The organism is Methanoculleus frigidifontis, assembly GCF_030464345.1.
Classification (GTDB): Archaea; Halobacteriota; Methanomicrobia; order Methanomicrobiales; family Methanoculleaceae; genus Methanoculleus_A; species Methanoculleus_A frigidifontis.
The window spans coordinates 337,566-351,057 of record NZ_VCYH01000001.1 but is presented as its reverse complement, the minus strand read 5'-3'; the positions used below and the strand labels follow the sequence as shown (position 1 = coordinate 351,057).

Here is a 13,492-nt window from a genome sequence, read left to right as displayed (position 1 = left end):
GCGTTTTCCCCGAATGGTGTGCGGGGAGATTATTTAATGGATCTGGAGAGTTCCCGGGCGGCAGGCGCGGGCCTTCGCAGGACCGCCGCCGCCCTCGGCCTGGGTGCGGAGAATCTCGATCCCGCGACACCGCTCGCCGTCGTGAACGCCGGCCTCGATACCCTGCTCGTCCCCCTCGTCTCGCTCGACGCCTGTATCGGATGCGCTCCCGATTACGCGACGCTGCGTGCGTTCGCCCTCGCCCATGCCGTCGACGTGATCGTCATCTACACCCGCGGGACGGCATACCCGGAGCACGAACCAGACCTACATCCTCTTCTTCCCCGCAGGCCAGGCGACCTGCAGCCGGGGGGAGACCGGCAACACTACCGAGCTCAACCTCACCTTCACCGCCCCGGCGGAGGAGAACTTCTTCGTCCTCGCCACGGTTCCGGATACCGGATTCACGGACGAAACAACCCTCGCCGTTCTTGCGGAAGCGGCGTTCTGCTACCCGTCCGCGACCGCGGTCGCCTACCGGTATGACGCCGGCGCCTCGTCCGTCACCGCCACCTATACAATGGAGTTCGTCGACGCGCTCGGGCTCGGCAAACCGGTGCCGGTGCAGGGACTTCTCCCCATCCACTACGGCGACTTCTTCGGACTGGGATCGGTGCTCGAGGGGACGCCGGCATGGGTCGAGAACGGCACGGGCAGCGGCATGGCCTTTGAGACCGTCAAGGGAAGCGTACAGTACCTCCGCCAGCCCTCGTTCACCTGCAGGTACCACTACCCGGGAATCCTGCCTTTCATGCCGCCGCTGGACACCCACGATGCGACAGGCGTCGACAACCTGACCCGGTGGATCGACGTCTTCAAGACCGCATACGAGCACCAAAAACCCGCGTATACCGCTTTCGACGACGGCAGAGGCACCGACACCTACACGGGCGCAAAGATACTCGGCCGCAATGCCCGGTTCGCGCTCGCCGCCGAAGGCGCCGGAAACGCAACGCTGGCCGGGAGTGTTGCCTCCTCGACGAAGTCCGGGGGCATCAGACTCTTCTTCCGGGAGAACCCGACGAACACCCAGGCCGACACAAGCACCGGCGTGGCCCCGTACTATGCTCTCTACAACGCATCGATCGGCACCCTTCTGATCTACCCCGCAAGCCCGGTCAACACCTACTTCCCGTCGGACACCCCGGTCAAGCCGTACGACGGCTACGGCACCGTGACCCGGCTGAACGATCACCACTACACCTACGGCTACATCGTCAACGCGGCAGCCCTGCTCGCGATGGAGAACGAGACCTGGATGAACGAGTACAAAGAGGCGATCAACCAGATCGTCTTCGACGTGGCCTATACAACGGAGATCCAGAATACCTACGCCTTCCCTGAGATGCGCTACTGGGACGCCTACACCGGGCACTGCGCCGCCGGCGGACTTGTCTCGCCCGACTTTCTCACCGACAACAACGACGAATCGATCTCCGAAGAGATCAACTTCTGGGCCGGCGCAATCCTCTGGGGCACCGCCTCGAACCAGCCGGAGATGACGCAGATCGGCATCGAGCACTACACCGTCGCGATCTACGCGAACTGGGCGTACTGGCGGGACCACTTCGGCACCTACCAGCGGCTCTTCGACGCCGTCGAGGGGCCGGGATACGACCCCCGCTGGGTGAGCACGCAGTATACCGCCCAGGTCTACGACGCCCAGGTCAAGCAGTCCACGTTCTTCGGGCCGCACCCCACCGATATCAGCTACATCACGGTCGCACCGATCACGCCCGCATCCTTCTACCACGCCATGGACCCTGCGGCCATCCGCACCTACCAGCAGCAGTACGAGGCCTACCTGAAACAGTACAACCTCGATCCCATCAACCCCGACGGCAAAGAGCGGTTCGGGAATAATGAGACCGCCAACCAGTGGTACGGCCAGCTGGCGTACTACAGCGAACTCGCCTGCTGGTACGCGATGGCGGAGCCCGACGCGGCACTCGCGGCTTACTTCGACGTGGCACCCGACTGGACGGTGAACGAGTACGGGATCATACCCTGCGTGATGATGACGCACGGCGGGAACTCGGGAGCCACGACCTACCAGTTCATCCGCTACCTCCAGGTCCACGGCACTCCCGACCCGCTCGAGGTCTACGCGACGAACACCCCCTACTTCATGACTTTCGTGAAGAACGGCGAGCGGACCTACGCGGCCTATAATCCGACCGATGCTCCCCTGGACGTCGCGTTCAGCGACGGCACGGTGCTGAAGGGCGTTCCCGCTCACACGCTGAGGACATACCCCACCGGGATGCCCGGGCCGCTTGCGGCAGGGTTCACCGCCAACGTCACGCAGGGCAATGCACCGCTTCCGGCAGGGTTCACCGACACGTCGGCGGGAGCCCTGACCGGGTGGGCGTGGTCGATAGACGGGGCGGCACCCTTCTCCACCGACCAGAACACTGAGTACACCTTCGACGCCCCCGGCGTCTACAACGTGACCCTGACGGTTGCAAACAGAGCCGGGGCGTCAAGCTCGGTTTCGGAGATCATCTCGGTGAAACAGCCGGGAACGCTCTCCGCCCCGTTCGTGACGGCGACAATTGACCCGATGGCAGGCGTCGGGTCGCACTCCTCTCTCACCCTGGACGCAGACGGGTCCGCCCATATCGGTTACTACGACCAGACGAACAGAACGGCCAGGTATGCGTGGACCAACGGTACGTGGCAGAGCGAGCCGGTATTCGGCTCGGACGGCGGGATCGCGCTCGCGCTCGACGGCAACGGCACCCCGCACATCGCCTACGGCAACGCCGCGGGGACGTCACTCAACGCTGCGACCCGGCAGGGAGAGAACTGGACCAATACACAGATCACTCCGGTCGGATCGGCATACCCCTCGCTCGTGATGAGCAGCAGCCACGGCCCCTGCGTCGCCTTCCAGAGCGTGCCCTTGCAGATACCCCGGTTCAGCTGGGCTCCTCCCGGCACTGCGGGCGACTGGCCGGTCGTCGATGTCGAGCCCCCGGCCTCCAGGATCGGCGGAAACTACGTCTCACTCGCCCAGACCTCCGATCAGCAACCGCACGTGTCGTATTCCACTGCAAAGGCCCTCAAACACGCCTGGATGCCCACCTGGGGCGCTCCGGAGAAATGGGTGAACGAGACCGTGGCGACCGCGAACGTCGCGTGGACGTCGATGGGCGTCGACGCAGATGGGCACCCGACGATCGCCTACTACGATGCGGGCGCGAAACACCTGATGTACGCGATCAACGGTTCGTCCTGGACAACCGAAGTCGTTGATGCGGCAGGCGATGTCGGCAGGTACTGCTCGCTGGCCTTCAACCCGATGCCCGGGTCCGACCACGCGCCCGGCATCAGCTACTACGATGCGACGAACCGGAGCCTGAAGTACGCCTGGAAGGACGGCGCTGCCTGGTACTCGACGACGGTGGACACTGGCAATGTGGGCAAGTGGACGTCGCTTGCCATCGACGAACACGGGCATGCGCATATCAGCTACGCCGACGCCGGGAACAGGACGCTGAAGCACGCGGTCCAGAGACCGGTCGACGCAGCGTTCCTGGCTTCGGCTCGTTCGGGGACGGCGCCGCTCACCGTGCAGTTCACGGACGTGAGCACCGGAGACGGGATCGTCGGGTGGGAGTGGGATATGAACACGGACGGCGTCGCCGACTCTGCGCACCAGCACCCGGTGCACGTCTATACCGAGCCCGGCACCTATACGGTGACGCTGATCGTCCGGCATGCTTCCGGGGCGCACGACACCGAGACGGCGACCGATCACATCGTCGTGACCGCTCCACAGGCCGGCTCGTCCGGAGGCGGCGGCGGCTCGGGCACGGGCAGCAGCGCGGGATCGGCATCCTCGCTGCAGGCAGGCCAGAGCGCGACGATCGCCGTCGACGCCGGGGCGATGAACTCCCTGACCGTTACGGTCGGGAGCGACGTCCAGCGGCTGCTGGTCACCGTCACGCCGTCGGGCTCACTGCCTTCGTCCGTTCCTTCCCCCACACAGACGGTGTACGAGTTCCAGGAGATAACCCCGTACTGGGCGGACGCAGCGGCGATCGATCAGGTCGTCTACACGTTTACGGTCTCGAAGGTCTGGCTTGCAGAGCAGGGCTCCGGCCCCGGCGACGTTGTGCTCCTGCGCTACAACGGCACCGCCTGGGAAGCCCTGCCGACCACGTATGCGGACGAGGGCACGGGTGACTACACGTTCGCCGCCGTCTCCCCGGGTTTCTCCTGGTACGCGGTCGCGATAGAGGAGGGAGCAACCCTCGGCATGCCGACCGCAACCACTGCACCCGACACCGCACCGGCGACCATCACGCCGTCGCCGGCGCAGACGACGCCCGCCCCCCTGCCGGCAGAGCCGGTCACCGAGATCCCGATGTTCGCGGCCGTCGGTGCGATACTCGTGATTGCCGCTGCTGGAGCCGCTCTGTGGTATCGGGAAACCGCGAAAAAACCGTAACCCGGATCCCCTATTCTTTTTTCAGCACCCCGCAGCAGAGCAGGATGTAAAAGAAAGGCGGCGGGAGAACGAGCTCCACCCTCTGCTTTTAGAGAACCCGGATGACACTTCGTGTATCCGGGTTCCAGGCCAGAGATGCTGCAATGCCGGCACAGAGAGCAGCACGGGGAAGCCCTGTAATCACGGACGAATGGCGCGACCCGGAGTTTCTCCTGATGGACAAAAGACCGCACGCAGGGCGGCCGACGACGGATGCATCGCCCCAGTGGAGGCTGTGGCATGGATTGAGGGAGAAATCCGACAGGATGGGGCGCTTTTTCTGCCTCGCACCTCGTTCCTCGTCTCCTGCAAAGAGAGCCTTCCTCAAAGAGGGAGGGTCTCTCCCACCGCCCTTCGACCGGCCCTCTCCGCTTTCCAAACCCTCATGAGAGCCGATCTTTTTCAAAAGCGTTTTCCCTTTGGCGTATACATAATTCAGCAACGGAGACGTCTCATCGGTTCACCTGAAACGACAGCATGCCGGTTCGGGACCACCGCCACCCATCCAGAAGCCAGGAGGAGCCATGCCGACAAAACCGCCCGACCTGATCTACGGCGTCGACGAGACTCCGCCGACCGTCCCCCTCATTCTCCTCGGCCTCCAGCATATCTTCATCGTCACGAGCGCACTCGTCTTCCCGGTCGTCATTCTCCGGGCGGTCGGGGGCAGCGCCGAAGATACGACGTTCATCGTCACCATGTCGATGCTGGCGGGCTGCATCGGAACGGTGCTGCAGGTGATGAACCGGCGCGGGATCGGATCGGGCTACCTCTGCCCGGCGGCCTGCGGGCCGTCATACTTCGCTGCATCGCTCCTCGCGGTGCAGACCGGCGGCCTCTCCCTGCTCTTCGGCATGACGGCAGCCGCAGGGGCTGTCGAAGCCTTCTTCTCGCGATTCCTGCACCGCCTCCGGTTTCTCTTCCCCACCGAGGTCACCGGGGTGGTCGTCACCATGATGGGAATCGCGATCATCCCGATCGCCATCCAGAACTTCATCGGCACCGGCTCCGGCGATCCCGTCAGCGAGCCTGCGGAGCTCCTCGTCGCCGCGGCCACCCTCGGCACCATGATCGCCGCCAGCGTCTGGGGCAGGGGCGGGCTCCGGCTCTACTCGGTGCTCGTCGGGATGGTGGTCGGCTACATCGCCGCCGCGCTGACCGGCGTTCTCGGGGCAGATGCGATCGCCCAGTTCATCGAGGCGCCGCTCTTTGCGTTCCCGACAATCCGCCACCCCGGGTGGTCGCTTGATGCGGCGCTCCTCATTCCGTTCATCATCGTCGTTCTCTCTACCACCTTCAAGGCCATCGGCGACCTGACGACCTGCCAGAAGGTCAACGACACCGACTGGAAGCGGCCCGATATGACGAACATCAGCGGCGGCATCCTTGCCGACGGCCTCTCCGCAGTCGTCGCGGGGCTCTTCGGCGGTATGGGGCAGGTGACCTCCTCAAGCAACGTCGGGCTCTCCATCGGCACCGGAGCAACAAGCAGGGCAATTGCCTACGTCGTCGCGGCGATCCTCCTCGTCCTCGTCTTCGTCCCGAAACTCGCGGCAGCGTTCGTCATCATGCCGGCGCCGGTGATGGGATCGGTCGTCATTTACGCCATCACCTTCATCATCGTGACGGGGCTTCGGATCATCACATCGAGGATGCTGGACGCCCGCAGAACCTTCGTCATCGGGCTCTCGTTCACCTTCGGCCTCGCCGCAGGGATGATCCCGGGCTTTTCCGAGGGGATGCACCCACTCGTCCAGCCCGTCTTCGCCTCCGCTCTCTCGGTCGCGACCGTGACGGTGCTCGTCGCCAACCTCGTCTTCCGGATCGGGATCGCAGAGCGGCAGTCACTGAGCCTCGAACCCGGGACATCGTTCCCCGACGCAATCTTCACCTTCTTCGAGCGTTTCGGCGGCGCCTGGGGTGCCCGCCCCGAGATTATCCACAAGGCGGAATCCGCGGTGAACGAACTGATGGAGCTCGTCACCATCACCGGTGCCGCGGACGGCCAGGTGCAGGTGGACGTGAAGTTTACCGAGGAGGCGCTCGACATCGATGCGCGGTACGAGGGCCGGCCGCTCGATCTTGAGCCCGGGAGGCTGCCGGTCGACCTGCTCGCCGACGGCGGCGACGTCTCCCGCCTTCCTGCCCTCCTGATCCGGCAGTACGCCGATGGGGTGCGGACGGACGAGCGTGGCGGAGAGTGCCGGGTACGGCTGCACTTCGAGCACTGAGAGACGCGTCCTTCCACCTAGTGCGCAATCTCAGCGGCATCCCGCCGCCGATCACCTGCCGGCGCCTTCTGCAGCGTGAACCGGAACGCAGCCCCTTCCTCCGGTTTTCCGGGGACCCGGTCCTCCACCCGGATGCTGCCCCCGTAGCGCTCGACGAGCATCCGGACGATGTAGAGACCGAGACCCTTGCCGCTCTGCTTGCTCTTGCCCTTCTGGAACCGGGAAAACAGGGTGGGCTTCACCGCATCGGGGATCCCGGGGCCCGTATCCTCGATCGAAACCAGCACGGTACCGCCCTGCTCCTCGACGCGGATGATGATCTCGACAGCGGGTTCACCGAACTTGATGCTGTTGCCGATGAGGTTTGTGAAGATCTCGGGGAGGAGGTCGTCTGCCCTGACCGTGACCGGTGTTCCACAATACCGGATGGTCGTCTCCGGGTGCTGGGAGATCTCAAACCGGATCACCGCATCAAGATCGACGGGCCTGAGTGCGCGGCTCGGTGTGCGGAGACGCCGGATCGTGGAGACGTTCTGGATAATCTGGATGCTCCGCTGAACCGCCGACCGGATCTTCTGCGCCATCGTCCGGCTTGGTCCTTTCAGTTCTCCGCTGAGAAGGTCGCTGTAGCCGAGCGCCACGGAATTTGCGTTGTTGATGTCGTGCACCATGATGTCCAGGTACAGGTTTGCCTCCTCGTTAGCCGCCAGAATAGCTGCCTCCGTCTGTTTGCGCTCGGTGATATCGGTGAACGTGACCACCGCCATGAACGGGTCGCCGGTGGCGTCGCGGACGAGGGTGCCGTCGTAGTTGAATATCCGCTCCCAGTCGGTTCCGATCCGCCGGGTCAGCACCTCCATATCCCGAACCTGCTCCCCCCGCAGGATGCGGGAGAGCGGCCATTCCTCCACCGGGAGGACGGTGCCGTCCGTGGTCGAGAGCTCGAAGATCATGGCGAAATCGTTCTGATTCTGCAGAGCTCTGCCAAGACCCGGAAGATCGTACATCTCCTGGGCAGCATGGTTCCAGTGGAGCAGATTGGCGTTGAGGTCGGCAACGACCAGCCCTTCGTTCAGGTTCTCGATGATCGTCCGGAGCTGGGTCTCGCTGTTCCGGAGCGCCTCCTCCGCCTGAATCCGGTCGGTGATATCCTTCCCCGATCCGAGGGTCCCGACAATGCGGCCATCGCCGTCTCGCAGAACAGCCCTCTTCCAGAGGAGCGTGCGCTCATCCCCGCTCCGCGTCACGATAACGTACTCGTCCGTATCGGGCACCGCGCCTTTTCCGGCTATCAACTGTGCAAACGCCTGTCTGGCTTTCTCACGGTGCCTTTCGGGGACGGCGACGTCGAACCAGTCCTTCCCGATGAGTTCGTCCTCCCGGTACCCCAGGAGCTCGCAGCCGCGGCGGTTGACCAGGCCGATGGTCTGATCCGCGTTGATGACGACGAGCAGGACGGCAGCCACATCCAGGTAGCCCTGTGCCCGGTCACGCTCCTTCTCGGTATCCTTCTGCTGCCGCTTCAGCCGCTCGGAGAGCCAGGCGATGACGAATGCGACCACGACAAGCATCACTGCACGCCCGTAGTCGTTGAACGTCCCGGGATCGGTCCGGAGAAGTACGTGGCTTGCGACGACCAGCCCGCCGAGGAACAGAGCCACGATGATGCCCTTTCTCCCCCACCAGACCGCGGCGAGGATGATGGGGATGTAGAAGAAGTGGGAGAAGACAACGCCTAACGACAGGACTACATGGAAGTAATAGGTCAGGAAGGCCGATACTCCGAGCAGGACTCCGATGATGAGTATCCGGACGTTTTCCGTCAGTGGTGCCATGGCAGAACGCTCCCTTAGGTACGTTCTTTGTATTGACACTATTTTATAATAATCGCCGGAATGATTTTGCACCGGTGGCGTGCACGAAAGGTGGCGGGAACGGTCGGAGTTCTCACCCCCGGGAGGGTCCGGGATGGGGAGGAGAGCGCCCGTCCCGGGCAGATCGCTGCATGCTCGTCTGCATCCATCGCCGGGCAGGACTTGCGATGAACGGCACGACGAAGAGTGCCGCGATACCAACGGTACCGCACCACCACTCAGGGACCGCCGGGTACGCCGTGATCCGCAGGCCGATATAGTAGAGGAAGATGACGAAGGAGACGGCCGAGACGACCACGTACTGCAGCGGGCGGTCGTGGGGGGTTACAATAGCGCAGTATTCCGGCGCCTTGTACGCAAGGATGTAGTACAGCCCGAAGATCCCGAGGATGGTTCCAGCAAGAAAGATCGGCCACGGCGAGATCCCCAGACCGTGGTTGATGTTGCCGAAGTCGTCGTGCTGCAGGAAGGAGCGGGTGAAGACGTACTCGAAGACCATCACGAACGTGATGACGCACGTCCAGAAGACGCAGTGGTATGCCCACCGGTGGCTCTTTACGCGTCCGGCCGCCATGAGCCCGACGGTCACGAAGAAGAGCGCTATGTTCGCGAACGGCCCGGCGAATGCGATTGCCGCCGCGGTCGGCCCCTCGCCCGCGGCAAAGAGCGCCGCATAGTCGACGTTCTCATCCCAGTGCGATCCAATCCAGTTTCCGTAGATGATGTTCCAGGGATCCTGTTTCACCCCGAGGAGATAGGCGAGGAGACTGTGCGAGAACTCGTGCACCAGGAGAACGCCGAGGTGCAGGATGAGAAAAGAGAGGGTCGTTATCGCGATGAATGCGAGCACCCGCGGGATTGGAGGGAGCTGCATGAGAGAACGCGATCTGTCGGTTTCCGTTCCGGCAGGCTGCGCCTCCAGAATCCGGGGATCCTCTCTCCTGCGATCGATCGCCGGCAGGAGGTACCCGCTGTAGGTCAGGTAGAGCAGGAGAACGGCGAACAGAACGAGCGACGTTTCCAGAAATTCCATTGCTATGGCAAAGAGAAAGAAGATCCCGACTACAATCAGTGCAAGCCAGGCTGCAGCCTGACGATAGGTCATACCCGCCCCGGTCATACGGCACTCTTCCAAACGAAAAGAACGGTCGGCGGCGGGATTAATCTTCTGAAATGGATCCGTGCGAGAGGCCGGGGCGGCGTGCCTCCGGGTTTCGTGATCCCGCAGTGACACCGTCCCGGATGCGTTTCGGACCCGGGGAAAATCTCGCTCGATCGATCCCGGCTCCGCCCATACCAGACATCCTGCGAGAATTACCCTGCCGCATGCCGCCGCTATAAGCCTGCAGTTCTGCCCTTTTTCGCCAATCCGGGCGATATTGCCCCCGGAATTTCAGTGCCGGGATCCGCCCGCATCTCACGCTTTTTCAAACGATCACCGGATGGATCTCAAAAACGTTGTATTCTCACGATAGTTTCATATCGCATGCTTACGTACTCTACGTCGACAAAAGAGTCTACAACAACCGACGATACTTCTGATGTGCAGAACATCGCTGTATGTATGCTTCATCTCATCGCTGGTACAGCATAAAATAAAGGTCGAAGCAGGAAAAGGGGAGATGCACTGTTGGTTCCCTGTGATAAAGTCGAAAAATACCCATCTTCGGTCCCATCCATGCAGAACCGAAAGAGGGCGCTTCTGGGCGAAGAACTTACTCCGGACGAGAAGAAGGCAATTGCCGACTCTATAGCGGAGAACAGGCTTGCTCTCGAAATAATGGCAAAACAGTAACTATTCTGTTTCTTCAAGATTTTCCCGGATCCACGATTCCACATCCGCAACGTCGTGCAGATACGAGGCAACAGCAATTATGAAGGCGGCCTTCTCCCGCTGCAGCGATCCGATCTTACAACCGCACTCGACCCGAAGAAGGGTATCGGCAACGGTAAAAGCAGTTCGTTTGTTGCCGTTCTGGAAAGGATGCCGGGTAGCGAGTGCATGGAGTATCCACGCGGCGCGGTAGACTGCATCACCGAATGTTTCAAACCGCGCTTCATACTCAAGGAAGAAATCTATCGAACCGAAGACGCCGGGATCACGAACATTCCTGGCAGAACCCCGATCCTCTTCCAGGTTGCTTTTTGAAATAATTTCTTCCTGTATATGGATGACGTGGCGTGCGAAAGGGCTCAAGCGACCGATCTGCTCGTCAGATAGGATCATGGTCCGCGATGCGGGAGGTCAATCGATCCTCTCCACAACGAGATTGTCTTCGTCATCAATGGTTCGTCTTCCCTCCTCACGCCTGCTGCTCTGAAACCATGAATCTCCGGCATCCAAAACCGGAACGAACCGATGATGAGTGTTTGCGTCTCTCGTTTGAAAAGCCTTGCCGATCCCTCTCTTTACCGCCACACGCTGCACATCACGACAAATGCGCACATGGATAGCAAGTCCGCTCTTTCTCAAGGAGGTTCCCCGAAGTTCCGGCGGGAGAAGAAACCATATCTCCGACCAGGCAGAGATCACACGTCAATGACTGTTCCGGAGTTCATACCCGTATCGCAGGAGACGTACAACGAGATCGCGGAACTCAAAGGTCCGGAGAGAACATTCGACGAATTCCTTGCAGACCTGGTAGAACGGGCAAAGAAGCAGCAGCTCGAACGCGATACCGAAGCGGTACTGACCCGTAACCGGTTCGGGGAGGTATAGCCGTGGCGTTCCGGGTTCACATTCTGCCGATCGAAAAAGCGCACCGCAGATACGGCCGGATGTGATGCCGCTTCGAGAGCTCTTTCCCGCTGTCTGTACAGTAGTGCAGCACGGTTGCAGCAGAGTTGCAGCATCTGCTGCAACTATTCCGAGAGAGAGAACCGTCCGGTTTGACCATCAGCCGCGCTACGGGCTCCCGAAGCGGCTGAGATGCAGCAATCGCCGGATCACAGGCACGGCCGGCATCACCGGATACACACACCGCCATACTGTGTGCTCCTGCATTCTGCTGTACATTTGTACATGTACGTATATGATCTCTGTATTCTACAGCTCAATTTCCTTCTTCTCCCCGACTCGGCCATTCCCATCTTTGCAGCAGGTGCTTGAAATCTGCTGCAAACCAGCTGCAATGCTGCAACCGTTCGCTGCCCTTCCCGTTGCGGCACGGCGATCCGCTCCCGCCGGACAGTCCGGCAGAGCGGATGAAGAGCCGGATCGCGGCCATGCCACCGACGCGGTCGTGAGATGTTCACGGATCCCAGATCTTCAACCGCCGATCGCACTCCTGTTTCGGCAGCCACCGGTTGTTCCTGCGCATCGTTCTCAGAGCGTCTGCTGTATCACGTGGATTCAGAATACCGGCATCGACGAGCGCATCGAGTATCCAGAGCGTGCCGTGGCATTCGACACCATGCGCTTTTGCCAGGGAACGCAAAAGTCCGTCGCCGGTGATCAACACCGCTCCGCTGTCCCGCGCCAGGACGAATGCCGAGAGATCCATGTACGAGAGCCTGATATGCAGCTGGCGAAGGTCGTAGAGCGCCAGAACCTGCTCCGGTTCCAGTTCGACGATCTGTACACCGGATAGCCGCAAGCGGGTGTGCGGGATGGTCTTAATCTCGTGGGCGATGAGGTCGGTGACCCGGAAAGAATAGCCGAGGTGGAGAGGATAGTGCAGAATGCCTGCAGTCTCAAGGTCGAAGATGTAGTTTGCGTCGATGGAACGCTCAATGCCGGGCCCTGTCACTCGCATGCCCCCTAGCCGGCGCTCCTCGCCGCCCCGGCGGGCAGCTCTCCCCCAAAGAGCTCCCGGGCTCGTGCTTCATCAATCGCCTCTTCACCGAGCGCCCGGAGGATGAGCATCTCCATATGTGTCGGCCGTTCCGGCTGCACCTGATCGAACGGTTCTTCCCGGCGCCATCCCCGTGCATTGAAGTACCGCCAGAGACGATCGGCGGTGGGTTTCGTGACAATACCAAGATCCGCCGCCCGGTGGAGCCAGGCGCTCATGCTCATCCCATACTTGTGCTTGAGGAGGTAGAACTCCTGCGGGGTGATGGTGCGGCGCTTCTCCCCAAGCTCGCGCACCGCCATCTCCTTCGGCACGAGGAAAGCGCCGGCGAACCGGTTGGCGGCCTTTTCTTCGTCGATATCGCCTTCGATCCGGAGCATGAGGTGGCCGAGCTCGTGGGCGAGGTTGAACCGCTGACGGTCTCCGGGCATATCGTTGTTCACCGCGATGACGGGGGTTGTGTCGTTGTAGTAGAGTGTCAGGGCGTCGAGTGCGTCCGTCGCCTCGATGACACCGACCTTGACCCCGTGCTGCTCGAGCACGTCCATGACGTTCTCGATCGGGTCGAGCCCAAGATTCCACTCTTCCCGCACCATCTGCGCCACGGTTTCGATATCGTCGAGGCTTGCCACCCGGCAGCGCTCCGGCGGCGGGAGATCGAGCGGTTTTTCTTCGCCGACGATCAGCTCGATCTCGAGGTAACGCTCGAGCCAGTCCTGCACCTGCCGGTGGATCCTGCTCTCCTCCTTCTTCTTGAGTTCCTTCCGGCAGCGATACTGGGGGAGCGACAGGGCGACCGACGTGGAGCGGAAGAAGTAGTCTACCTGCACACCGAGCGCCTCGGCGAGCCGGATGAGCACGCCGGACTTCGGGACGATCGTCCCTTTTTCATACTTCGCGATCGCCATCGCGCTCATCCCCATGCGGTCGGCCAGTGCCCGCTGACTGAGTCCTGCACCGATCCGGGCGGATTTGATCCGCTCTCCGACACTCATCTCTCTCGCCTCTACCACACCCTTGGTTTACAAAACATATACTTTTTGCTGGCATGTAAACTGC

At 61.9% G+C, this 13,492-nt stretch carries 10 protein-coding genes; 5 read left to right on the top strand and 5 right to left on the bottom strand.

Going from position 1 to position 13,492, the window contains the following annotated elements; translation table 11 throughout:
* Window positions 1–36: 36 nt before the first annotated feature.
* The 3 genes from FGU65_RS01730 (at window position 37) to FGU65_RS01720 (ending at window position 6,765) form a co-directional block, all read left to right on the top strand.
* Window positions 37–525, top strand: coding sequence for a hypothetical protein (locus FGU65_RS01730; protein ID WP_301662672.1), 489 nt, complete (start codon window positions 37–39; stop codon window positions 523–525).
* Window positions 526–559: 34 nt separating this feature from the next.
* Complete coding sequence (locus FGU65_RS01725; protein WP_301662671.1) at window positions 560–4,495, top strand: glycosyl hydrolase; 3,936 nt, start codon at window positions 560–562, stop codon at window positions 4,493–4,495.
* A gap of 563 nt (window positions 4,496–5,058) precedes the next feature.
* Complete coding sequence (locus FGU65_RS01720) at window positions 5,059–6,765, top strand: solute carrier family 23 protein (protein ID WP_301662670.1); 1,707 nt, start codon at window positions 5,059–5,061, stop codon at window positions 6,763–6,765.
* 17 nt (window positions 6,766–6,782) lie between these two features.
* Here the strand turns inward: FGU65_RS01720 and FGU65_RS01715 are convergent, their stop codons facing one another.
* Together FGU65_RS01715 and FGU65_RS01710 are read right to left on the bottom strand one after the other, a co-directional pair.
* A complete protein-coding gene (locus tag FGU65_RS01715) occupies window positions 6,783–8,600 on the bottom strand; it encodes a PAS domain S-box protein (protein WP_301662669.1) in 1,818 nt (605 codons plus the stop codon).
* 112 nt (window positions 8,601–8,712) lie between these two features.
* Window positions 8,713–9,744, bottom strand: coding sequence for a hypothetical protein (locus FGU65_RS01710; protein ID WP_301662668.1), 1,032 nt, complete (start codon window positions 9,742–9,744; stop codon window positions 8,713–8,715).
* A gap of 525 nt (window positions 9,745–10,269) precedes the next feature.
* Between FGU65_RS01710 and FGU65_RS01705 the strand changes: the two genes are divergently transcribed.
* Window positions 10,270–10,434: a hypothetical protein gene (locus FGU65_RS01705; protein ID WP_301662667.1), complete on the top strand. Its 165-nt coding sequence runs from the start codon at window positions 10,270–10,272 to the stop codon at window positions 10,432–10,434.
* Here the strand turns inward: FGU65_RS01705 and FGU65_RS01700 are convergent, their stop codons facing one another.
* Window positions 10,435–10,836 carry a type II toxin-antitoxin system death-on-curing family toxin gene (locus tag FGU65_RS01700; protein WP_301662666.1) on the bottom strand — a complete coding sequence of 134 codons (402 nt, stop codon included), beginning with the start codon at window positions 10,834–10,836 and terminating at the stop codon, window positions 10,435–10,437.
* Window positions 10,837–11,178: 342 nt separating this feature from the next.
* Between FGU65_RS01700 and FGU65_RS01695 the strand changes: the two genes are divergently transcribed.
* Complete coding sequence (locus FGU65_RS01695; RefSeq protein WP_301662665.1) at window positions 11,179–11,358, top strand: hypothetical protein; 180 nt, start codon at window positions 11,179–11,181, stop codon at window positions 11,356–11,358.
* A 532-nt stretch (window positions 11,359–11,890) separates the two neighbouring features.
* On the opposite strand, the gene FGU65_RS01690 is transcribed toward FGU65_RS01695, so the two are convergent.
* Together FGU65_RS01690 and FGU65_RS01685 are read right to left on the bottom strand one after the other, a co-directional pair.
* On the bottom strand, window positions 11,891–12,394 hold the full coding sequence (locus FGU65_RS01690; RefSeq protein ID WP_301662664.1) for a PIN domain-containing protein: 504 nt from the start codon (window positions 12,392–12,394) through the stop codon (window positions 11,891–11,893).
* Window positions 12,395–12,399: 5 nt separating this feature from the next.
* Window positions 12,400–13,446 carry an XRE family transcriptional regulator gene (locus FGU65_RS01685; protein WP_301662663.1) on the bottom strand — a complete coding sequence of 349 codons (1,047 nt, stop codon included), beginning with the start codon at window positions 13,444–13,446 and terminating at the stop codon, window positions 12,400–12,402.
* Window positions 13,447–13,492 lie beyond the last annotated feature (46 nt).